Genomic DNA, 22,543 nt, shown 5'->3' with positions numbered 1-22,543 from the left:
GGGAGGACCCGGGTTTACCTTTTTTTTGGGGTGGGGGTGGGAACCAAGGGGTTTTCTGCAGGTTTGGTGCCCTGGTTTCGTTTTGGTTTCCCTGTGGCATCAAGCCCAACCGGCACCCCCACCCAGAAGGATCACCGTGCACTCAAGAACAATGACGTGAAGTAATCGGCAGGTTCGAGAAGCGATGCCAGTTCCGTCGTTGTGCGGAGCCCATGGGGTCAGCGGCGGCCGACGGTGAGGACAGGCTTGGTGACCTCGGCGTAGAAGTCGTTGCCCTTGTCGTCGACGACGATGAACGCCGGGAAGTCCTCCACCTCGATCTTCCAGATGGCCTCCATGCCCAGCTCCGGGTATTCGAGGACCTCGACGTGCCGGATGCAGTCCTGGGCCAGCCGGGCCGCCGGGCCGCCGATCGAGCCGAGGTAGAAGCCGCCGTGCGTACCGCAGGAGCGGGTGACCTGCGCGGACCGGTTGCCCTTGGCGAGCATGATGTGCGAGCCACCGGCGGCCTGGAACTTCTCCACGTACGCGTCCATCCGCCCGGCGGTGGTCGGGCCGAACGAGCCGGACGCGTACCCCTCGGGAGTCTTCGCCGGGCCGGCGTAGTAGACGGCGTGGTCCCGCAGGTACTGCGGCATCGGCTCACCGGCGTCCAGCCGCTCGGCGATCTTCGCGTGGGCGATGTCCCGGGCGACGACCAGCGGGCCGGTCAGCGACAGCCGGGTCTTCACCGGGTACTTCGACAACTCGGCGCGGATCTCGGCCATCGGCCGGTTCAGGTCGACGCGGACCACGTCGGCGTCGGCGGACTGATCGGCGGCGAGGGTCTCGTCGGTGACGTCGGGCAGGAAGCGGGCCGGGTCGGTCTCCAGCTTCTCCAGCCACACCCCGGACGGGGTGATCTTGGCGACGGCCTGCCGGTCGGCGGAGCAGGAGACGGCGATCGCCACCGGGCAGGAGGCACCGTGCCGGGGCAGCCGCACCACCCGTACGTCGTGGCAGAAGTACCGCCCGCCGAACTGCGCGCCGATGCCGAACTGGCGGGTCAGTTCGAGCACCTGCGCCTCCAGCTCGACGTCGCGGAAGCCGTGGGCGCCGATGCTGCCGCTGGTCGGCAGGTTGTCCAGGTACTTGGCGCTGGCGTACTTGGCGGTCTTGAGCGCGAACTCAGCCGACGTGCCACCGACGACGATCGCCAGGTGGTACGGCGGGCAGGCGGACGTGCCGATCAGCCGCAGCTTCTCCTCCAGGAACTGCATCATCCGGGTCGGGTTCAGCAGTGCCTTGGTTTCCTGGTAGAGGTACGACTTGTTGGCCGAGCCGCCGCCCTTGGCCATGAACAGGAACTTGTACGCGTCCGGCTGACCGCCCGGGTCCTCGGCGTACAGCTCGATCTGGGCCGGCAGGTTGGTCCCGGTGTTGCGCTCCTCCCACATGGTGATCGGCGCGAGCTGCGAGTAGCGCAGGTTCAGCTTGGTGTACGCCTCGTACACGCCCTGGGCGATGGCCCGCTCGTCGGTGCCGTCGGTGAGCACGTGCCGGCCGCGTTTGCCCATCACGATCGCGGTGCCGGTGTCCTGGCACATCGGCAGCACTCCGCCGGCCGCGATGTTGGCGTTGCGCAGCAGGTCGAGGGCGACGAACCGGTCGTTGGGTGACGCGGCCGGGTCGTCGAGGATCGCCCGCAGCTGGGCCAGGTGCGCCGGGCGCAGGTAGTGAGCGATGTCATGCATCGCCTCGGCGGTCAGCGCGGTCAGCACCGCCGGCTCGATGGTGAGGAACCGTCGCCCGCCCGGCCCGTGCACGACGTCGACGCCTTCGTCGCTGATCAGGCGGTATTCCGTCAGGTCGTCGCCGGTCGGTAGCAGCGGGGTGTGGGAGAACGGGGCGGCACTGCTCATGACCGGCAAGCCTAGGCCAGAGGTGGCCGCAGCTCCCAACCCCCGGGTGGGTCAGCCCTTGGCCGGGCACTGCTCCTGCTTGGCGCCGCCGCAGGTGGGGCCGGGGTCGGGGCCGCCGGGATCAGCGGGGTCGTCCGGGCCGCCGACCGGCGGGGTGGTGGCGGCACCGGCGAACCGGACGTAGCCGATCTCCCGGCCGTCGCCGATGACCATGCCGCGCGGTCCGACGGCCAGCACCTCCGCCGAGGTACGCAGGTTGACCAGCTCGGTGCCGGTGGCCGGGTCGAGGGCGACGACCCGGTCCGGTTTGCGGTCGACGACCAGGGCCGCGTGCCGGGTGAGGGCCAGCTGGGCGTCCGGGTGCATCGGGCGGGTCCACCGGGGTGTCGGGGTGGGCAGCACGTACGCCTGGAGGGTCTCGCCGTCGGCGGAGCGGGTCAGCGCGTACCGGTCGTCGACGGCGCGTAGCTCCTGCCCGGCGGAGCCGGTCCACAGCACCCGCCCGTCGTAGGCGTCGATGACGGTTTCCCGCATATCGGGGGCGATGCCGGCGAGGACGTTGGCGCCGCCGGTCGGGTTGTCCCGCTGGGCGCAGCCGATCCGGTCGGCGGTGCGCAGGTTGATCCCGGTCCGCTGCCACACGGGCAGGTCGGTCACCGGGTCGATGCCCCGCGCGGTGTAGTAGCAGGCACCGTCGCGTGGGGTGGCGACCAGGCTGAACACCCGGCCGGCGAAGACCACGATCCGTTCGTGCCGGTCCTCTTCCAGCTCCTGCAGGACCTGCCCGGTGCGGGTCTCGACGACGTGGATCCTGCCGTCGATCGGGAAGCCGAGAACGGTCGGCATGGTCTTCGGGCCGCCGGCGTCGTCGGCGACGTCGTCGGCGGTCAGCGGTCGGCTGGTGACCAGTTTCGGGTTGTCGGCGAACAGCACGAAGCCCATTCCGGGCAGCTGGGAGGTCCACCGTGGAGTCTTGCCGCGCGGGTCCCAGGCGGTCAGCGTGCAGTCGCGTGGGCCGGCGCAGCGTACGTCGAGCAGCGCGTCGCGGTAGGTCCAGACGGCAATGGCGGCGTCGTCGGCACGCAGCACGGCACCGGTGGCCGGGTTGAGCACCTGGTAGCCGTCGGTGAGCAGTTCACCGGTGGCTACCACCTGGTCGGAGCCGTCACCGGCGACCGCCGCCCAGTCGGCCTTGTGCTCCCAGACCTGGTTGCCGGAGGTGATGCTGCGTCCTTCGACCTTGAGCCGGTGCTCGACGATGACGGCGCGTTCGGTGATGGTGACGCCGCGCGGCGTTCCGCCGACCCGCTGTTGCCAGGTGACGTCCGGGTCGGCCAGTGGCTGGCTGCGGTTGACCCAGTCCCACAGGCCGGGGAACGGGTTCCAGACGCCGGTGGCGGCGAGCACGATGACCACGACGAGCGCGAAGGCCAGGTAGCACTTCACGCACGGCGCGCTCCCCTTCGCCATCGGGCCACCGTAGCCGGGCCTGACCAACAGAACAGTCGGCCGACCGAAATGCGGCTTTTAGGCGTGTCGGGGGACATTCATGCGCGGTACCCGGAGTTGCCGCCACAGCAGCAGCGTGGCGACCAGCGACAGCGCCCCGAAACCGGCCATCACCAGCCCCGGCGCGACCCACTCGGCGACCAGCCCGGCCGCCCCGGCGGCCAGCCCCTGCCCGGTCATCATCCCCATGTGGGACAACCCGAACGCCTGGCCGCGCCGGTCCGCCGGCACCGCGTCCAGGAACCGCCGGGCCAACCCCAGATGGTACGAGAACCCGAACGTCGCCGCCCCGAACAGCACCGCCGCCGTCACCAGGCCGAGCTCGGCCACGAAGGCCAGCATCGGCACCCCGAGCAGCAACGCCAGCCACGGGGTCAACGCCTCCCGCCGGGCCGGCGCCACCCCACGGCCCACCACCAGGTCCCCGAGCAGCATCCCGCCGGCCGCGGCCATGAACAGCACCCCGGCGGCACCCTCACCACCGGCGTACGGCACCACCACCCCCTCCGCGCCGACCAGCAGCGAGCTGGGCAGCCAGGTGGCCAGCAGCAGACCGCGTACCGGCGGGTCGGCGAGCAACCGCCGGTTCACCCGCCACGTCTCGCGTACCGCGCCACCGGTCGCGGCGGCCCCGAACACCCGGGCCGGCCGGTCGGACAACCCGAACCGGATCAGCACCGCCGACGTCAGGCAGGTCACCGCGGTGGCCCACAACGCGCCGTACGGCCCGAGCAGGCCGATCAGCGCACCGCCGACAGCGAACCCGAGGACCTGGGTGGCCCCGGCGGTGATGGTGAACAACGCCCGGCCCAGCACGTACCGGTCGCCGGCCAGCAGGTCCGGCAGCAGCGCGGTACGGGCCGCCGCCGCCACCGGCGACACCAGCCCGACGGTGAACACCAGCGCCAGCGCACCGACCGGCGGCAGCACCCCGAGCGCCAGCACCGCCACCGTGACCACCCGGATCAGGTCGTAGCCGACCATCACCGTCCGGGGCCGCCAGCGGTCGGCGTACGCCAGCAGGAACATCCCACCGACCACGCTGGGCAGGAAGCCGGCGACGTAGGCCAGCGCGGCCAGCAGCGGCGAGTTCGTCCGCTGGTAGACCAGCACGGACAGGGCGAGCATCTTCACCGTCTCGCCGATCATGAAGATGCCGAAGCTGGCGAAGAGCGCCCGGAACTCGCCGACCGCGAACAGGTCCCGGAAGGTGGCCCGGTCGGCCGGCGGCGCGCTGCTGCCAGTGGTGGGGGTGGTCACCGTCGAAGCATGCCGCCGGTACGCCGACGGGCGGTAACCTTTCGGCGCAGGGCGAAAAGTCGCGGGAGGTGGACAGCGGCCGGATGCGGATCGAGGTGAGTCCGGGCGACGTCGCTGCCAGCCGGTTCGCGATCTCCCCGCTGAGCGAGACGATGGCCGCGCTGCGGCTGTTCGCCGGTGCCCATCCGGCCGGGCCGCTGCTGCCCTGGGTGCACCGGCACCGCGACCGGTACGCGGCGCTGCTCGGCGACGCGCTCAGCGCCGATCCGTGACGCCGGACGCCGGGCCACCGGACGCGGCCGACAGCACCAGCGGCAGCACCCGGTACGGAATCTGCTCGGCCAGCGCGATGATCGTCGAGGCACGTCGGATCCCGTCGTACGCCAGAATCTGGTCCAGCACCCGCTGCAGGTCGGCGTTGGACCGCGCGACGATGCGGCACATCAGGTCCCCCGAGCCGGTGATGGTGTGCGCCTCCAGCACCTCCGGGATGCCGCGCAGGTGGGTGGCGACCGGCTCGTGCCCGTGCCGCTGGCCGATCTCCAGGGTGACGAACGACGTCACCCCGAAGCCGAGCGCCGCCGGTGACACCTGCGGCCCGAACCCGCCGATCACCCCCCCGGGCGACCAGCTTGTCGAGCCGGGCCTGGACCGTGCCGCGGGCCACCCGCAGCCGCCGGGAACATTCGAGTACGCCGATCCGCGGCTCCCTGGTCAGCAGCGCGATCAGCTCAGCGTCCAGCTGATCGAGCTGGACATTCTGTACAGCGTCCATGGCCCCCGACCCTAACGAGTGAGCAGGCTGACCAGCCGTCGTCGCGGCGGTTGCCCAGTGGGGATGAACCGCCCATCCTGCCGTTACCGGCCATGGCGATCCCGATCGGCCGGCTCCGAGGGAGGACGATCGTGACCTACCTGACTGATTCCCGCGACGCCGACGCCACCGCGACCCGCGACCCGTTTCCGGTGCACGGCGTCGACCACCTGACCTTCCTGGTCGGCAACGCCAAGCAGGCGGCACACTTCTACTCCACCGCGTTCGGTATGACCTGCGTCGCCTACCGGGGCCCGGAGCAGGGTTTCCGCGACCACGCCGAGTACGTGCTGACCAGCGGCGCCGCCCGGTTCGTGCTGCGCGGAGCGGTGCACGCCGACGCGTCCGCCGCCGCGCACGTCGCCCGGCACAGCGACGGGGTGGCCGACATCGCGCTCGCCGTACCGGACGTGGACGCCGCGTACGCGCACGCCCTGGCGCAGGGCGCGACCGGGCTGGCCGCCCCGGCCGACCTCACCGACGGCGCCGGCACCGTACGGATGGCCAGCATCGCCGCGTACGGCGAGACCCGGCACACCCTGGTCGACAGGTCCGGCTACGACGGCCCGTTCCTGCCCGGCTTCGTGGCCCGACCACCGATCGTCGACCGTACGCCGTTGGTCGACGCCGGCCTGCAGCCGAAGCGGTTCTTCCAGGCGGTCGACCATGTGGTCGGCAACGTCGAGCTGGGCCGGATGGACGAGTGGGTGGCGTTCTACCACCGGGTGATGGGCTTCACCAACATGGCCGAGTTCATCGGTGACGACATCGCCACCGACTACTCGGCGTTGATGAGCAAGGTCGTCGCCAACGGCAGCCGCAAGGTGAAGTTCCCGCTCAACGAGCCGGCGGTGGCCCGCCGCCGCTCGCAGATCGACGAGTACCTGGAGTTCTACGGCGGGCCGGGAGTGCAGCACATCGCGTTGGCCACCAACGACATCCTGGCGTCGGTGGACGCGATGCGGGCCGCCGGGGTGGAGTTCCTCGACACCCCGGACTCGTACTACGACGACCCGGCGCTGCGGGCCCGCATCGGTGAGGTCCGCGCCCCGATCGAGCAGTTGAAGACGCGCCGGATTCTGGTCGACCGGGACGAGGACGGCTACCTGCTGCAGATTTTCACCAAGCCGGTGCAGGACCGCCCGACGGTCTTCTTCGAACTGATCGAACGGCACGGGTCGCTCGGCTTCGGCAAGGGCAACTTCAAGGCGCTGTTCGAGGCGATCGAACGGGAGCAGGAGAGCCGGGGCAACCTCTGAACCCGGGTCGGCGGCCGGTGAACCGTCGACAGGCTGCGGTGCCGGTCGCGCCGGTCGTTAAGGTGCCAGGGTGAGCATGCACAGTCCGCCCCGGCCGGCCGGCCGCATCGCGGGGTCCGCCCGGTGACGTCGATCTCGCCCGGCTGGTACAAGGACCCCGCAGATCCGACCACCCAGCGTTACTGGGACGGCGGCGGGTGGATCGGTGCGCCGTTGCCGGCCGACGCCACCCCGCCGGACGGGCCGCCACCGGCGGAGCAACCGCCCACCGCCAACGAGCCGACGTCACCGGCTGGCACGTCGGCGGCGGCACCGGCCGAGCCGGAGTCGCAGCCGCCGGGCCACCCACCACCGCCGGGCCACCCGGCGCAGAGCTACCCGCCGCCACCGGGCTACCCGACAGCGCCGCCGCCCGGTTGGCCGGGCTACCGGTTGCCGCCGCCGGAGCCCCGGCCGCAGGGAATGGCGTTGGCGTCGTTCGGCGCGCGGCTGGCCGCCCGACTGATCGACATCGGCGCGGTGCTGCTGCTCAACATCTTCATCAACGGCTGGTTCGTCTGGCAGTACGTGGTGGAGACCTGGCCGACGTTCAATGAGATCTGGCGGCGGTCACTGGCCGACGACCGGTCCACCGAGGGACTCCCGCAGGTCACCGAACGGGCCTCCGGACTGCAGATGGTGATCATCCTGCTGGCGGCGGCGATCTGGTGGGCGTACGAGGTGCCGGCGGTCGCGAACACCGGTCAGACCCTCGGCAAGCGGCTGGCCCGGCTCAAGGTGGTGCCGGTCGAGCCGGGCGGGCAGCTCGGCTTCGCCCGGTCGTTCCGCCGGTGGAACACCCTCGGCCTGCCCACTCTGTTGTGGATCTGCTGCGTCGGCTTCATCCTTCAGCTGATCGACTGCGTCTACCTGCTGTTCGACCGCCCGCTGCGGCAGGCGCTGCACGACAAGTCGGCGCAGACCGTCGTGGTGCAGCTGCCGCCCGGCGTACCGGCGACCGCCGCCGGCCCCGGCGGTGGTCGGACCAGCGGTGGTCGGACCAGCGGTCCGGGCGCGGACCGCGACACCCCCGGAAGCTCCGCATGACAGGAGGCCCCCCGATGCCCCCCTCGCTCGGTCTGACCCGCGCCGACCTCGACGCGCTGCCCAGCTACGTGCCGGGGCGCAGCCCGGTCGACCTGGCCCGGGAGCTCGGCCTGCCGGAGGCGATCAAGCTGGCCAGCAACGAGGTGCCGTACGGGCCACTGCCCGGCGTCGTCGAGGCGGTGACGCAGGCTGCGACGTCGACGCACCGCTACCCGGACATGGGAGTACTGGCGCTGCGGGCAGCGCTCGCCGAACGACTCGGGGTGGCCGCGGAGCGGGTGGTCACCGGCTGCGGGTCGGTGGCGCTCTGCGAGCATCTGGTACGGGCCACCTGCCTGCCCGGAGACGAGGTCGTCTACTCGTGGCGGTCGTTCGAGGCGTACCCGATCATCGCGGCTACCACGGCGGCGAGCAGCCGGCGGGTGCCGAACACCGCGACCCACGGCCACGACCTGCCGGCGATGGCCGCGGCGGTCACCGGGCAGACCCGGCTGGTGCTGGTCTGCAACCCGAACAACCCGACCGGCACCAGCGTTCGCCGGGCCGAGCTGGACCGGTTCCTCGACGCGGTGCCCGACGACGTACTGGTGGTGCTGGACGAGGCGTACCGGGAGTTCGTCACCGACGCCGAGGTACCCGACGGCCTGACCGCCTACGGCGACCGGCCGAACGTGGTGGTGCTGCGCACGTTGTCCAAGGCGTGGGGGCTGGCCGGGCTGCGGGTCGGCTACCTGGTCGCACATCCCGAGGTGGCGTCGGCGGTACGCAAGGTGGCCACCCCGTTCGGCACCAACGCGCTGGCGCAGGCGGCAGCGCTGGCCGCGCTCGACCAGGCCGACGAGGTCCGCCGCCGGTGCGATCTGGTGATCGCCGAGCGGACCCGGGTCACCGACGCGGTACGCGAACTGGTGCCGGACGTGCCGGACAGTCAGGCAAACTTCGTCTGGCTGCCACTGGGTGAGCGGGCGGTGCCGTTCGGCGCGGCCTGCGAGTCACGCGGGGTGATCGTGCGGCCATTCGCGGGCGACGGGGTCCGGGTCACCATCGGTACGCCGGCCGAGAACGACGCGTTCCTGGCCGCCGCCGAAGCGGCGCTCTGAGGCTGCGGGTGTCGGCGACCTAGGTGCGGGCGACGATCACCGCCTCCTGCAACCGGTAGTAGCGGTCGTCGTCGGCGTCCGGGTCGACCGGCAGCCGTAGCCGTTCGACGGCCACGAAGCCGTCCTGTGCGTAGACGTAGCCAGGGGCCCAGTCGGTCGACAGCTCACTCAGCAGGATCAGCACGAAGCGGGACAGCTCGGCACCGGTCGCCGCGTCCAGGGTGATCAGCTCCCGGGTGGCGGTCAGCAGGTGCGCCCGGCCTGGCTGCACCGCGAGCAACCGGTCACCCGTACCGCCCGGACCGGGTGCCGCCGCTGACGGCAGCGGCCACCGCCACGCCTGCTCGCCGGTCCGCGCCACCTCGGCCACCACCGCCGGAGCGTCCCCGGCGGTGTCCAACCGGATCGCCATCCCGTCGACCAGCATCGCGTCGACCGGGTCGAGCGGCGGTGCCGGCACCGGCTCCGGGCCGTCGACCAGCCAGCCCCGGGACTGTCCCGCCCCGGTGGTGCGCAGCGCCCCGCAGGTCGAGCGGGCGGCGGCACAGCCGATCGGCTCCACGGCCAGCCCCGGACCGGCCCCCTCCGGCTGCCAGGTCGCGGTCAACTGCCCGGTCGCGACGTCGTAGAACTCCACGGTCGGCGGTGCCGCGCAGCTGTTCACCAGGGCGAACCGGCCGCCGGTGGTGCTGAAGCCGGCGTCGCGGCAGGCGTCGCCCTGGCCGGGCAGCATGGTCCGCCACAGTTCCCGACCGGTCGCCGTGTCGAACCCGGCCAGCTGGGACTCGCCGTGCGCCACCACCACCGACCGGCCGTCGGTGCCGCTGACCGCGGTGTGCAGACCGGACGGCGCGTAGACGGTCTGCGCCCCGGTGCGCCGACCGGCGTACCCGGTGTCGGCCGGCTGTGGGCCGACGGACCGCCACGCCACCTCGCCGCTGACCGCGTCGATCGCCACGAGTTCGCCGTCCGTCCAGCGGCTCACCACGGTGGTGCCGGTGGCGACGACGCCGGTCAGCTGCTCCGGCCAGCGCCGGAACGACCAGGCCGGGGTGACCTGGGTACGCATGTCGATCGGGCCGTCGGCGCGTACCTGACGGGTGGTGGCGTACACCCGGAACCGTCCGTCGACCAGCAGCGGCGCGGCGGAGAGCTCGGCCACCGGGCCGGGTTCGGCGGTCGGCGGGGATGGCTGGTAGCCGGCCGGGGTGACCACCTCGGTCGGGGCCAGCACCCGCCAGGCGACGACCGTCACGGCGGCGAGGACGACCACCCCGGCCAGCACCCCGGCGGTGATCAGCTGCCAGCGTGGGCGGGACCGCCACCAGGGGCGTCGCCCGCCGGGCTGCGTCTCGTCGGAGTACGGCTGCCCGTCGGGGTTCGCCGGCCCGTCGGCGGGATGCGCCGAAGGGTCCGCTGTGTCCGCTGGGTGCTGGGTGTTGCTCGCCGGCTCGGCCATCGGGCACCTCCCCCCGCACCCTACCGAACCGGACAACCGCGTCGGGTCAGCCGCAGACGTTGGACCACCGGTCACGGACCGAGCAGGGCCAGTGGAACGACGGCGATTCCGTCCGCGCGCCGGTACGCCGCCGGACCGGTGGTGACCACCGCCGCGTCCAGCAGGTCTTCACCCAACCGGTCCCGAAGCCACCGCAGGTGCGCGACGTCGTCGTCACCGACGGTCGGGGCAAGTTTGACTTCCAGCGCGACAACCCGCTGATCGGCACGCTGCACGATCAGGTCAACTTCGTGACGGCCGTCCCAGGTCCGCAAATGGTGAATCGAGGATTCAGCGGCCTGTGCGTAGACCCGGATGCACAGTGTCACCAGAGACTCGAAGAGTGCACCCAGCAACGGTCCCATCCGGGGGGTGGCCCCAGCCGGGGTTGATTCGTTGAGCAGCGCTTCCCGACTGGCTCCGAGCAGCCGAGCGGCAAGCGCGGGATCGGCCAGGTGGTGTTTGACGGCGCTGCCGAGCCGGGTGAAGGTGCTACGGCTCGGCGACCAGCCCGGCACGGGATCCAACAGCCAGAGTTGGGAAAGCACGTCACGATAGGCGACGGTGGTGGTTTTGGCGGGCTTGTTGCTCTCGCCCGGCGTCGCCGCGTCGAGGATCGCCGTGTAGGAACTGGTGGTCGCGGTGGCGCTCGCGTACGCCGCCAACCATCCCCGGAGCGTCTCGGGTCGGCGTACCAGATGCCCCTGCTCCGGGAAGTCACGCTCCACGATCCGGGCAAGGTAGCCGTCGAGTTGCGCGCGACGCGCTCTCGACGGCAATTGTCGGATGGCGGGAAAACCTGACCGGACGATCTCCTCGGCGTAGTCGGCAAGGCCCACCGGTGATTCGCCGACGACCTCCGGTCGTTGACCGGAAAGCAGGTCACGCAAACTGACCGTGGGTTCGGCGATGGCCCGCTCGACGAGAGTCATCGGCCGCATCCGCAGCTGCACGATCCGACCCGCTCCGGAGTGGGTGGGTGCCGAGGTGGGGGTAGCGCTGCCGGTCAGCAAATACCTGCTCGGCGACGAGTCCCGATCGACGCTGCGTCGCACCAGATCCCAGACCGTCGGTTCCCGCTGCCACTCGTCGATGAGTACCGGGCCCGGGAGACGGTCGAGGCGCTGCGGATCGGCCCGCAACAACTCGCGCTGCACGGGATCGTCCAATCCGATGAGGGTGGCTGCCCGACGTTGCCCCGTCGCCGTCTTGCCCACCCCCTTCGGTCCCTCAACGCTGATGGCAGGCAGGCCAGGGAGGAGTTCATCCAGCTCCTGATCGACGATCCTAGTCTGATAGTCACTCACCAGCCAAAACTACCTTCCACACGCGTTACAAGCTACTTTTCACACGCATTTCACACTACCTCACACACATCTTGTAGGCTACCCTTACGCCGGTCGACACGTGGTCGGTCAGGTGGTGGCCAGGGCCCGGGTCGGCGGTAGCCGGGCGGCCTGCAACGCCGGATAGCCGCCGGCGACGACACCGACCAGCAGCGCCCCACCCAGCCCGGCGAGGGTCGCCCCGGGCGGCACCACCACCGGCCAGCCGTTGGCGACCGCGTAACCGGCGGTGGCGGCCAGGCCGAGCGCCGTACCGGCGAGGCCGCCGAGCAGCGACAACGCCACCGACTCGGTGAGAAACTGCGCCCGGATCTGACCCCGGCTCGCGCCGAGCGCCCGGCGCAACCCGATCTCCGACCGACGTTCCAGCACCGAGATCACCATCGTGTTCGCCACCCCGATCCCGCCGACCAGCAGCGCCACCCCGGCCAGCGCCAGGAACAGCGAGGCAAAGCTGCTCTCGGTGGCACGTTTGGCCGCCAGCGCGTCCGACGGCCTGGTCACCTGCACCTTGCTGGGCCGCTGCGGGTCGATCGTCGCCGGCAGCACCGCCCGCACCGCCTCGATCGCCGGCTCGTGCGCCCGCAGGTAGATCACCGTCGGGTGCCCGCCGAAACCCAGCTCGGACTCGGCCGCCGGCCACCCCACCAGGGCCGACCGGTCGATCTCCGGGGCCAACGGCAGCGGCTCCAGGATGCCGATCACAGTGAACCAGACGTCGCCGATGCGTACCTGCGTCGGCGAGTCCACCGGGCCCAGGTCGACCACACCCAGCCGGGTCGCGGCGACCGCGCCGAGCACCACCGTCGGCAGCCGTTCGGTGGCGGCGTCGAGGTAACGCCCGGTCCGCAGCCGCGCGTCGAGCGTCACCGGCAACCTCGCGTCGCTGGCCAGCACGGTCAACCCGGAGCCGTCGCGTGGGTCGATCAAGTCGGAACGGCGGATCACCGTGTTGGTGTTGGCTACCGCGCTGGTCGCGGTCACCGGCCCGATCCGGGCCACCATCGCCGGGGCCTCCACCGGCAGCCGGGTGACGCCGTCCTCGTCAGGCTGGGCCGTCGCCTGCAGCAGATTCACCCCGAGGGCGGACAGCTCGGCCAGCAACGCCCGCTCACTGGCCGCCGGGATGCCGGTGACCACGATCATCGTGGCGATACCGATCGAGATGCCCAGCGCCGACAGCGCCGCCCGCAACCGGCGGGTCCGGATCCCGACCAGCCCGAGTCGGAGCAGATCCAGCGGGGCCAGCCGCACCGGGCGCGGCAGCTGCACCGGGGCAGCTCCGACCAGTTGGGGAGATTCCACCCGGCTCACGGCACGGCCACCGGCTGCTGGCGGACGTCGCCGACCAGCCGACCGTCGCGGATCTCCACCCGGCGCGGCAGCCGCGCCGCGACGTCCCGGTCATGGGTGATCACCGCGATGGTGGTGCCGTCGGCGTTGAGCGTGGTGAGCAGGTCGAGCACGGCACGACCGGTGGCGGTGTCCAACGCACCGGTCGGCTCGTCGGCCAGCACCAGCGCCGGCCCGTTGACCAGGGCACGGGCGATCGCGACCCGCTGCCGTTCCCCGCCGGACAGCTGCCGGGGCAGGTGACCGACCCGGTGCGCGAGACCGACCCGGGCCAGCGCCTCGGCGGCCAACGGTCGGCGGCGACGACGCGGTACGCCCGCGTACAGCAGCCCGGTGGCGACGTTCTCCGCCGCGGTCAACCCGTCGGTGAGGTGGAACTGCTGGAACACGAAGCCGAGCCAGCGCCCACGCAGCGCCGACAGCTGCCGGTCGGACAGGGTGGTCACGTCGTGCCCGCCGAGCCGGACCGTACCGCTGGTCGGACGGTCCAGGGTGCCCATGATGTTGAGCAGGGTCGACTTGCCGGAGCCGGACGGTCCGACGATGGCGACCAGCTCCCCGGCGTGGATGTCGAGGTCGACGTCGGTCAGCGCGGCGACGCCGCCGGGGTAGCGCATCCCGGCCCGCACGACCGACAGCACCGGTGCGCTCACGACGTGGTCACCACCGTCATGCCCGCGTCGAGACCGGCCCCGGTGACCTCGACCATTCCCCTGGTGAACAGCCCAGTCTCGACGGCGACCAGAGCACCGTCGGTCAGCTGCACCGCGTACCCGCCCTCGGCGAGCGCGAGCAGCGCACCGACCGGCACCGCGAGGACCTGCTCCCGCAGCTCGGTACGGAACTGCACCCGGACCGGCGCGGACTCCAGCCCGCCGAGCACCGCCGGGTCGTCGGGCACGACGGTGACGTCCACCGTCGGACCCTGCCCCGGCGGACCTTCTGACTCCTCGGCGACGGTGCCGACCGCGGTCACCGTGCCGGGGGCGGTCGCGCCGTCGGGCAGAGTGATCGTCACCGACACGTCGGGCACCATCCCGGTCGCCTCGCCGGCTTCTACCCGTACCGTGATGACCTTGTCGGTGGGGGTGACCGACATGATGTCCGTCGCGGCACTGTCGCCGGGCAGCGCGGCGACCGAGCCGACCCGGACCTTGCCCCGCAGTACGGCGACCTCCCCGGCCCGGACGACCCCGGTGGCCGGCGCGTCGCGGTCCCGCTGCCAGCGTTCGATGGCCGAGATCAGCTCCGGGGTGAGAACGGCGTCGCCGGACCGGACGGTGACCGTACCGCCTGTCGGGGTCGGTGCCACCTCCCGCTCCGACGACTCCGCCGCGTCGCTCTCCACTGTCGGCCCAGCCGCATCGCTTCCCCCCGTCGGCCCCGCCGCGTCGTCGGGGTCCGGCGGCGGTGCCGCCGCCGGCACCGCGACGGCGGCGCCGACCGGCGGCTGCCAACCGATCCGGTAGCCCAACGCCTTCAGGTTGTCGGCGACCACCCGCACGTCGCGGCCGACCAGGTTCGGCCGGTCGAGGGTCCGGAACAGCGGCGTACCGCCGTAGAACAGCAGTACCGGCTGATCATCCACACGGTACAGTTGCTCGCCGCGTTCGATGACGGATCCCTGCTCCGGCAACCAGGTCAGCACCCCGTCGCCGGAGCCCCGCACCGGTCGGGCGGCACCGTAGCCGAGGGTGCCGACCAGCTCCCGGGCGTCGGAGATGTCCATTCGCACGACCTCGGTGGTCGCCACCCAGAGCGGATCCGCCGTCGCGGCGTCCGCCTCGGCCGTCGCGCCCCGGCCCGGCCAGCCCCAGCCGGCTACGGTTCCGGTCACCACCAGCCCGGCCACCACGACCGCGACCGGCAGGCCGTACGCCAGCGTCCGACGCCACCGACGACCGGCGAACGTTCGCAGGAAGAACACCATGCCGGCCATCGTCGCCGGCAATTGTGAGGAACCTGTCAGGCCGGTACGGTGCCATTTCCCACCGCCGCGCCGACGCTGACACGCAGTATGGTTCGCCCCGTGGTTGCCCATGTGCTGATCGCCGAGGACGACCGGCGGCAGGCCGAGGTGCTGCGCCGCTACGTCGAGTCCGACGGACACCGGACCACAGTGGTCCACGACGGGCGCGACGCGCTCGACCAGGCCCGCCGGCACCGGCCGCAGCTGCTGGTGCTCGACGTGATGATGCCCGGCCTGGACGGGCTGAACGTGTGCCGGATCCTGCGTCGCGAATCGGACCTGCTGGTGCTGATGCTCACCGCCCGCGCCGACGAGGACGACCTGCTGCGCGGGCTCGATCTGGGTGCGGACGACTACCTGACGAAGCCGTACTCGCCGCGGGAGCTGATGGCCCGGGTCCGGACGTTGCTGCGCCGGGTCGACCGGGTGCCACGCACCATCGACGGGGTACGACGGGTCGGTGCACTCGCCGTCGACCCGGTCCGCCGGGAGGTCACCGTCGACGGACGACCGGTCAACTGCACCCCGGGCGAGTTCGCAATCCTCGCCGCCCTGGTCGAGCAGCCGGAACGCGCCTTCACCCGGGCCCAGCTGCTGGAGCACACCCGGGGCGTGGACCGGGACTCGACCGAGCGGGCCATCGACACCCACCTGGTCAACCTGCGCCGCAAGATCGAACCGGACGTACGCCGGCCGGCGTACCTGGTGACGGTGTACGGCGTCGGCTACAAGCTGCGCGACCCCGCCGGTGGGTGAGCCGGCCACCGGCGGTCCGGCCCCGGCCACCGGCGGTCCGGCCCCAGGCCCGGCTTCGGTCGCGCGGGTACCGCTGCGGCACAGCCTGATGCTGCGGCTGCTCGGCGCGTCGGTGCTGGTGACGGTCTGCGCGGTCGTCGCCACCGCCTGGCTTACCGTGGCGTCGACCACCCGGGCGATCGAGCAGGAGCAGGGTCGGTCCCTCGCCGACGACGTCAGCGTCTACGACGAGATGATCACGTACGCGATCGACCACCGCGACTGGTCGGCGGTCACGCCGGTCGTCGACGACCTCGCATCGCGTACCGGCCGGCGGATCGTGCTGCTCGACCCGGTGACCCGCGACCCGGTCGCCGAGTCGGCGCCCGGGCCGACGCTGCGCGACGCCCGCCCGTCGGCGATCGTCGACCCGCTCGACCTCGACCCGGCGCTCACCGCCAGCCGTCACGGGTCCAGCATCGACACCCGGGTCGTCGGGCCGTACCGGCTGAGCGACGACGAACGCGCCGGCATCCACAAGGCGGCCGAGGACCACCGGAGCTGCCTGGTCGACGGGGCAGGGCTCGCCGCCGAAGTCGTCGAGCTGCCGGGCGGCCGGGCGACGGTGACGATCCTCGACGCCGGTATCGACCGTGGCCGGCCGCTGGCCTGCCCGGAACCGGCGCTGCTGCGCGAGCCGGCCCGCAGCGAGGTCGCACCCCTGGCCGAGCTGCTCGACCTCACCGAGGCATGTCTCGGGCCCGAGGCGGCGAACATCGACCTGGCCGTCACTCCTACGCTGGACGTCCGGGTCCTGCGGGCCTCCCCAGGTGCGCCGTCCGAGGCCGACGCCCGCGCCTGCGCCGAGACAGGCCTCCGCAGCCAGCTCCGGGCGTACGTCGCACCGCCGGTGCTGCTGTACGTCACCGACGCGACGGCCACCGACGCCGGGTCGCCGACCGTCAACCTGTCCACCGGGAACCTGCTGCGGATCGCCGGTGTCGCCGGACTGGTCCTGCTGCTCACCGTGGCGGTCACCGTCGGAGTCGGAATGCGGCTGGTCCGGCCGTTGCGGGCACTGGCCGCGGCGGCCCGTGCGCCGGTGGACAGGCAACGCCCGGTGCCGGTCACCACCCGGGACGAGATCGGCAGTCTCGCCACCGCCTTCAACGACCTGGCACGCCGGCGGGACCAGCTGGAGCGGCAACGCCGGGCGATGGTCAGCGACGTAGCCCACGAGCTGCGGTCGCCGCTGACCAACATCCGGGCCTGGCTGGAGGCCGCCCAGGACGGGCTGGCACCGGCCGACACCCACACCCTCGAACTGCTCACCGAGGAGGCGACCCTGTTGCAGCATGTCATCGACGACCTGCGGGACCTGGCCGCAGCTGACGACGGCACCTTCGCGGTGCATCCGGAGCCGACCTTCGTCGGCGACGTACTCAGCCAGGTCGTCGAGGCCAACCGCGGGGCCGCTGCCACCGCCGGGGTCACCCTGACCGGGGCGGTGCACGGCGATCCGGAGGTCGTCCTCGACGCGGTACGGCTGCGACAGCTCGTCGGCAACCTGGTGGGCAACGCCGTGCGGCACACCCCGGCCGGGGGTTCGGTCACCGTCGACTGCGCCGTACGCGACGACTGGCTGACCATCGAGGTTGTCGACACCGGGATCGGGATCGCCGCCACCGACCTGCCGAAGTTGTTCGACCGGTTCTGGCGGGCCGACGCCTCGCGCAGCCGGCGCACCGGCGGTAGCGGGCTGGGTCTGCCGATCGCCCGGCAGCTGGCCCACGCACACGGCGGTGACATCACCGTGGCCAGCGAGCCGGGCCGGGGCACGCACGTCACCGTACGCCTCCCGGCCCGGCGCTGCGACCCGGTCAGCTCCCGCTGAACGCCTCCGCTTCGCAGTCCTCGACCTCGGTACCGGCCGGCAGTCCATCAGCGAGTGACAGGAAGTCTCCGTCGACGAACGCGTCGACCCCGCGGTCCTGCAGACATTCCGCCCAGGCCAGCAGCTTGTCCGGATACTCGGGGTCGAGGCGCAGGGAACGCTGCCACAGGCGTTCGGGTTCCAGCGGTGCGCAGTCCTCGGCGACCTGCCGCACCTGCGGAGTGTCTTCTTTGGTCTTCCGGTCCATCTCCGACACCCCGTTGTCCTCGAAGCACTGCAGCCAGAGGTTCATGAGCCGCTCGTGTTCCTCAGCGGACGTGTCGGGGCGGATCAACGGACGCTCGACCTGCGGCGACGGCGAGACGTCCGGCCCAGCGCTGCCCACGATCGAGGCGACACCGCTGTCGCCGGCGTCACCAGCCGACCCTCGGGCACCGGTAGCGCTCGTGTTCCCGTCACCGCCGCCGCACCCGGCCGACAGCCCGATCGCCGTCACGGCGAGCGCGGCCAGCAACGGTTCGGCCAGCCGGCTCGCCGGACGCATCTGTCGATATCTGCTCATGCGAGCCAGAATTCCGGCCAACCGTCAGGAACCTGTCAGCATTGTCAGCCGGCGACGGCCAGGCGGGCGAGGTGCTCGTCGGTGAGGGCGAGAGTGACGCCGTCGAGCGCCGCTTCCAACTGGTACGGCTTGCTGCCGCCCAGGATCGGGCGGATGCCCTGCGCCACCAGCCAGGCAAGCACCACCTGGCCACGGGTCGCGCCGGTGACCCGGGCGACGTCGTCGAGTGCCGCGAGCCGCCGCGCGCTGCCCGGATGGTCGTACACCGGCGGGATCGTCTTGGCCGGGTCGTCGTAGGCACCGGACAGCAGCGGCGTGTACGCCCACACCTCCATCCGGTACGCCTGCGCGATGTCCCGCTGCTCGTCGCTGAGCAGGCCGAACGGATGGACCACCCCCTCGGGCAGCGTGCCGGGGCGGGCCCGCAGATAGGTGGCGTTGAGTTGCAGGGCGTCGATCGGCCGGGTGCCGGTGGCGGCGGCGTGGGCGCGGGCCCGCTCGATGCGCCAGGCCGGGTGGTTGGACGCGCCGACCCGACGTACGGCACCGGACGCGACCAGCCCGGCGACCGTCTCGACGGTCTCCTCGATCGGGGTGGCCCGGTCCTCCTGGTGCAGCCAGAGCAGGTCGACGCTGTCGACGCCCAGCCGGTCCAGGCTGCCGGCGAAGGCGTCGGCGACGGCGTGGCGACTGAGCCCGGCCCGCACGCGCGGCCACGAGCCGGCCCACAGCGGCTCGGCACCGACCTTGGTCGCGATGCGCACCCGCTGCCGTACGCCGGGCCGGGCGGCGAGCCACCGCCCGACGACCCGTTCGCTGTCGCCGCCCCGGCCGTCCTTGCTTGCCCAGAATGCGTAACAGTCGGCGGTGTCGATCCACTCGCCGCCCCGCTCGACGAACCGGTCGAGCAGGGCGAAGGAGGTCTCCTCGTCGATCCGGGTACCGAACATCATCGCGCCCAGGACCAGCGGCGAGGCCGGTGCCGGCGTGCTGTTTTCGTACGTCATGGGTCCACCCTGCGACCTGGAGCGCGCTCCAGGTCAAGCGGTACTGTCGGCGGCATGACGGCCTACTCACCCGCCGAGGCGGCGGCCCGGTCCGGCTTCTCCATCGACACGCTGCGCTACTACGAACGGGAGGGCATCCTGTCGCCGGTCGCCCGCAACTCCAGCGGGCGCCGCGTCTACAGCGACGACGACCTGGGCATGCTCGACTTCCTGCGCTGCCTGCGGGACACCGGGATGCCGATCGAACGGCTACGCCGCTACGGCGAGTTGTGCCGTGACCCGCAGACCATCCCGGAGCGGATTGCGCTGCTGCGCGAGCACGCGGACGCGGTCGAGCAGCAGATCGAACAGCTGCACCGCTGGCGGGCCCGCCTCGGTGAGAAGCTCGCCTGGTACCACGGCCAGGCAGCGGACACGACCGCAGCCGAGGGCTAGTCTGCCGGCTTTTCCACCGACCACCCCGCACCATGTAAACAGCAGGTCAAACGGGGTGAGGAGAGCGATCGTGGCAGCACCGGTGGACAGCGTCGGCAAGGATCTGCAGGCGATGCGGGCGGGCGCCGAACGGGCCCGGACTGCCGCAGCGGCGGCCCAGCACGAAGCCGAGCGGGTCGCCGGTCAGGCGGCGGCCGGCGGCTTCAGCGGCATCGTGGCCGGCATGATCCAGGTACGCAACACGCTGAAGGAGTTGCAGGCCGGGCTGACCGGGGTCACCGGCACGCTCGACGAGGTGGCGGCCACGGTGGTGCCGGTGCCGAGGGAGCCGTCACCGGCGGAGGTGCTGGCCACGCTGGGTCGGGCCGGCGACAAGCTGCGCGCCGTCCGCGACGGCATCGGCACGGCCGCCGCGAAGGCCGACGAGGCGGCAGGGCTGGTGGCGCGGGTGCTGCAGGGTGGCGACCCGGCCCAGCTGCTCGGTGCGCTCGGCACCGTCAAGGAGACGCTGGCGGCGGTACGGCAACGGGCCGGCGTCGTCGACGAGTCGCTGACCGCTGCCGCCGCCACCGCCCGCCGGGTCGGCGCGAAACCGGGCAGCTGACGGTCGGCCGCCGTCGATACTCGGCCGCCGTTGACGTTCAGCCGCCGCCATCCGGCCGTTCCGCTGCACACAGCTCGCGGGAAATGGTGTGATTTGTGGGGGTCGACAGCCTTCGTTGGTTGCCGGCGCGGCAGGCAGCCGGCGATGTGCCGGACGGCCCCGAGAAGGAGAGGCGATGCGTTTCAACCCGCTCGAAGAAACCGGCATCCCGCTGGAAAAACAGCTACGGAGCTGGTCCGAACTGAACGTCGAGCCGTACGAGCCGCACGGGGTCGATCCGTACACCCGGTGCCGGGTGATCGTGATGAACGGGATCGAGGTGGAGGCGATCACGTTCAGCCACCAGATGAACCGGCACGTCGACGACATCGAGTTACGGCAGAAGCTCGCCTACCTGCGCTACATCGAGCAACAGCAGCAGAAGGCGATCAACTGGATGATCCCCGGCCAGGAGTCGGTGCTGGAGGTCGTGCTCGGGTACGAGCAGGTGGCGACCGACATCACCGCCTGGGTCGCCCGCAACGAGCCCGACCCGTACCTGCGGCAGAACTACAAGTTCGGCCTGCTGGAGGACTTCGACCACCTCTACCGCTACTCCAACCTGTACGAGCTGACCCAGGGCAAGAAGGCGCAGGCGATCGTCGACTACCTGACCGAGGTCATGCCGGGGCGGCCGACGTCGCACCACCACCGCCACCCCGAGGACAACGTCCGCAAGCACTACGACAAGCACACCGTCGATCCGCTGTCACGGATGCACGCCATCACCATCACGGCCGCCGAGCAGCAGACGATGAACTACTACATGAACGTGGGGCCGGAGTTCGTCGAGCCGATCGCCCGGGGTCTCTACCTGGAGATCGCGATGGTGGAAGAGGAACACGTCACGCAGTACGAGTCGATGCTCGACCCGGCGGAGAGCTGGCTGGAGCAGCTCGTCCACCACGAGTACAACGAGTGCTACATGTACTGGTCGTTCGCCCAGGACGAGGATGACCGCCGGATCAAGCAGGTCTGGGAGCTGAACCTGGCGATGGAGATCGAGCAGCTCAAGGCGGCGGCCGACCTGCTGCGCCGGTACGACGGCCGGGAGCCGGAGCAGATCCTCCCCGCCGAGATGCCCCAGCCGACGAAGTTCCAGCCGAACAAGGACTTCATCCGCGAGGTGATCGCCGAACAGGTGGACATCACCACGTTCGGCACCGGTTTCGTCGCTGAGTGGCCGGAGCGCTACATCAAGCACATGGCGACGGTCAACGCCGGGGGCGCCCCGAGCGAGCAGGTCATCGACGAGAACGCGCAGCGCAACGGCCGGGAGTACCGCAATATCACCGACGGCCCGTACCCGGCCGAGCAGTACGCCCGCGAGAAGGTTCGAGAGGAGGTCGTGCGATGACGCGCAGTGCCGTACGCACCGAGACCGGCGCGATGATCAAGCCGGGCCCGATGGTGACGGTCACGCCGGAGCGGGCGGTGGACGACGACCGACTCGCCACCTTCGCCACTGGCAGTGGTCTGAACGGCCCGTTCCTGGCCGACCAGCTCTCCGCGTGGACGACCCACGACCTGATGGGGGTCCACCTGTTCGCCATGCTGACCCGGCGCACCCCCAACCCGATCCTGGCCGGACTGTACGGCCGGCTCAGGACGTCGACCAGCGAGCGGGTGCAGACCTGGGAGGCGCTGATCGGCGAGCTGGGCGGCATGCCCAAGTACGTCAGTCCGACCGCCCGGATGACCGGCGGCATGGACGAGAAGATCATCTCGTCGTTCCTGATGAACGGCTCCGGTGACGAGCTGACCTTCGAGACGGCCGGGCTCAACGCCGCGTTCACCACCCTGTCACTCGACGTACTCAACGCGCAGTCGCTGACGAACTGCGCCGAGAAGGCCGGCGACGGCCAGGTCAAGCAGGTGATGCAGGCGGCGGCCACCCGGCTCAGCGGGTCGGCGCAGGAGGGCCTGTCCGAAGTCGAAAAGGCGTTGAGCGCCAGCATGCTCCTGCAGCTCAGCAGCGGTACGGCACAGAAGGTGATGCATGGCATGGACAAAGCCGCCGGGAAGATCAAAAACGCGCTGCGCTCGTAGTACGGACCCGTGGCGGGTTGTAGCTGGAGGATTTCCCGAAAGGGGTCCGCCGATCCGGAACCGAGCCCTGTCGATGTGACGTGGCGTGACGGCCCGGGTGTGATCAACTCGGGCGTGTCGCTT

At 71.6% G+C, this 22,543-nt stretch carries 20 protein-coding genes and 1 pseudogene; 10 read left to right on the top strand and 11 right to left on the bottom strand.

What is annotated here, in order from left to right:
• Window positions 1-218: 218 nt before the first annotated feature.
• From ACXAHD_RS22515 to ACXAHD_RS22505, 3 genes are read right to left on the bottom strand one after another with little or no spacing between them, the layout of a single operon-like run.
• Entirely contained in the window at window positions 219-1,901 is a 1,683-nt protein-coding gene (locus ACXAHD_RS22515; RefSeq protein ID WP_289212014.1) for a fumarate hydratase, read from the bottom strand.
• Between the two features lie 51 nt (window positions 1,902-1,952).
• Window positions 1,953-3,371, bottom strand: a complete 1,419-nt coding sequence (locus tag ACXAHD_RS22510) for a PQQ-binding-like beta-propeller repeat protein (RefSeq protein ID WP_289212013.1) — start codon at window positions 3,369-3,371, stop codon at window positions 1,953-1,955.
• A 57-nt stretch (window positions 3,372-3,428) separates the two neighbouring features.
• Entirely contained in the window at window positions 3,429-4,670 is a 1,242-nt protein-coding gene (locus tag ACXAHD_RS22505) for an MFS transporter (RefSeq protein ID WP_281552856.1), read from the bottom strand.
• An 83-nt stretch (window positions 4,671-4,753) separates the two neighbouring features.
• On the opposite strand from ACXAHD_RS22505, the gene ACXAHD_RS22500 reads away from it, so the two are divergent.
• Window positions 4,754-4,942 carry a hypothetical protein gene (locus tag ACXAHD_RS22500; protein ID WP_289213719.1) on the top strand — a complete coding sequence of 63 codons (189 nt, stop codon included), beginning with the start codon at window positions 4,754-4,756 and terminating at the stop codon, window positions 4,940-4,942.
• Here ACXAHD_RS22500 and ACXAHD_RS22495 read toward each other — a convergent pair.
• Window positions 4,926-5,445: pseudogene (locus tag ACXAHD_RS22495) on the bottom strand (Lrp/AsnC family transcriptional regulator). The gene ACXAHD_RS22500 and the pseudogene ACXAHD_RS22495 sit on opposite strands and share 17 nt — an antisense overlap.
• Before the next feature lie 131 nt (window positions 5,446-5,576).
• Here ACXAHD_RS22495 and hppD point away from each other — a divergent pair.
• The 3 genes from hppD (at window position 5,577) to hisC (ending at window position 8,929) form a co-directional block, all read left to right on the top strand.
• A complete protein-coding gene (hppD, locus tag ACXAHD_RS22490; RefSeq protein ID WP_281552854.1) occupies window positions 5,577-6,743 on the top strand; it encodes a 4-hydroxyphenylpyruvate dioxygenase in 1,167 nt (388 codons plus the stop codon).
• Between the two features lie 123 nt (window positions 6,744-6,866).
• Complete coding sequence (locus ACXAHD_RS22485; protein ID WP_475052972.1) at window positions 6,867-7,829, top strand: RDD family protein; 963 nt, start codon at window positions 6,867-6,869, stop codon at window positions 7,827-7,829.
• Window positions 7,830-7,843: 14 nt separating this feature from the next.
• Window positions 7,844-8,929 carry a histidinol-phosphate transaminase gene (gene hisC, locus ACXAHD_RS22480; RefSeq protein ID WP_289212010.1) on the top strand — a complete coding sequence of 362 codons (1,086 nt, stop codon included), beginning with the start codon at window positions 7,844-7,846 and terminating at the stop codon, window positions 8,927-8,929.
• 19 nt (window positions 8,930-8,948) lie between these two features.
• On the opposite strand, the gene ACXAHD_RS22475 is transcribed toward hisC, so the two are convergent.
• The 5 genes from ACXAHD_RS22475 to ACXAHD_RS22455 all read right to left on the bottom strand — a co-directional run bounded on the left by ACXAHD_RS22475 (window position 8,949) and on the right by ACXAHD_RS22455 (window position 15,056).
• Window positions 8,949-10,388 (bottom strand): outer membrane protein assembly factor BamB family protein, encoded by a 1,440-nt coding sequence (locus ACXAHD_RS22475; RefSeq protein ID WP_475052967.1) that lies wholly within the window; start codon window positions 10,386-10,388, stop codon window positions 8,949-8,951.
• Between the two features lie 71 nt (window positions 10,389-10,459).
• Complete coding sequence (locus ACXAHD_RS22470) at window positions 10,460-11,734, bottom strand: ATP-binding protein (RefSeq protein ID WP_475052965.1); 1,275 nt, start codon at window positions 11,732-11,734, stop codon at window positions 10,460-10,462.
• A gap of 108 nt (window positions 11,735-11,842) precedes the next feature.
• Entirely contained in the window at window positions 11,843-13,045 is a 1,203-nt protein-coding gene (locus ACXAHD_RS22465) for an ABC transporter permease (protein ID WP_289212008.1), read from the bottom strand.
• A 38-nt stretch (window positions 13,046-13,083) separates the two neighbouring features.
• Window positions 13,084-13,743 carry an ABC transporter ATP-binding protein gene (locus ACXAHD_RS22460; RefSeq protein ID WP_281555812.1) on the bottom strand — a complete coding sequence of 220 codons (660 nt, stop codon included), beginning with the start codon at window positions 13,741-13,743 and terminating at the stop codon, window positions 13,084-13,086.
• Between the two features lie 32 nt (window positions 13,744-13,775).
• Window positions 13,776-15,056, bottom strand: a complete 1,281-nt coding sequence (locus ACXAHD_RS22455) for an efflux RND transporter periplasmic adaptor subunit (protein ID WP_281552848.1) — start codon at window positions 15,054-15,056, stop codon at window positions 13,776-13,778.
• A 99-nt stretch (window positions 15,057-15,155) separates the two neighbouring features.
• On the opposite strand from ACXAHD_RS22455, the gene ACXAHD_RS22450 reads away from it, so the two are divergent.
• Together ACXAHD_RS22450 and ACXAHD_RS22445 are read left to right on the top strand one after the other, a co-directional pair.
• Window positions 15,156-15,851, top strand: coding sequence for a response regulator transcription factor (locus tag ACXAHD_RS22450; RefSeq protein WP_281552847.1), 696 nt, complete (start codon window positions 15,156-15,158; stop codon window positions 15,849-15,851).
• Window positions 15,844-17,724: a sensor histidine kinase gene (locus ACXAHD_RS22445; protein WP_281552846.1), complete on the top strand. Its 1,881-nt coding sequence runs from the start codon at window positions 15,844-15,846 to the stop codon at window positions 17,722-17,724. Before ACXAHD_RS22450 ends, ACXAHD_RS22445 begins: the two co-directional genes overlap by 8 nt.
• Here ACXAHD_RS22445 and ACXAHD_RS22440 read toward each other — a convergent pair.
• A complete protein-coding gene (locus ACXAHD_RS22440) occupies window positions 17,711-18,286 on the bottom strand; it encodes a hypothetical protein (RefSeq protein ID WP_289212005.1) in 576 nt (191 codons plus the stop codon). The genes ACXAHD_RS22445 and ACXAHD_RS22440 overlap by 14 nt on opposite strands.
• Window positions 18,287-18,330: 44 nt before the next feature.
• The gene (locus ACXAHD_RS22435; RefSeq protein WP_475052960.1) at window positions 18,331-19,293 is read right to left on the bottom strand and encodes an aldo/keto reductase; all 963 of its coding nucleotides are present in this window, start codon (window positions 19,291-19,293) and stop codon (window positions 18,331-18,333) included.
• A gap of 54 nt (window positions 19,294-19,347) precedes the next feature.
• On the opposite strand from ACXAHD_RS22435, the gene ACXAHD_RS22430 reads away from it, so the two are divergent.
• From ACXAHD_RS22430 to ACXAHD_RS22415, 4 genes are all read left to right on the top strand, one after another.
• Window positions 19,348-19,728 carry a MerR family transcriptional regulator gene (locus tag ACXAHD_RS22430; protein ID WP_289212004.1) on the top strand — a complete coding sequence of 127 codons (381 nt, stop codon included), beginning with the start codon at window positions 19,348-19,350 and terminating at the stop codon, window positions 19,726-19,728.
• Between the two features lie 70 nt (window positions 19,729-19,798).
• Complete coding sequence (locus ACXAHD_RS22425; RefSeq protein ID WP_475052957.1) at window positions 19,799-20,332, top strand: DUF6244 family protein; 534 nt, start codon at window positions 19,799-19,801, stop codon at window positions 20,330-20,332.
• A 175-nt stretch (window positions 20,333-20,507) separates the two neighbouring features.
• On the top strand, window positions 20,508-21,728 hold the full coding sequence (locus ACXAHD_RS22420; protein WP_475052955.1) for a hypothetical protein: 1,221 nt from the start codon (window positions 20,508-20,510) through the stop codon (window positions 21,726-21,728).
• On the top strand, window positions 21,725-22,420 hold the full coding sequence (locus tag ACXAHD_RS22415) for a hypothetical protein (protein ID WP_475052952.1): 696 nt from the start codon (window positions 21,725-21,727) through the stop codon (window positions 22,418-22,420). The genes ACXAHD_RS22420 and ACXAHD_RS22415 overlap by 4 nt, the downstream gene beginning before the upstream one ends.
• Window positions 22,421-22,543 lie beyond the last annotated feature (123 nt).

The organism is Micromonospora sp. ABR4_055 (assembly GCF_056160425.1).
This window is presented reverse-complemented; position numbering and strand designations above follow the sequence as displayed.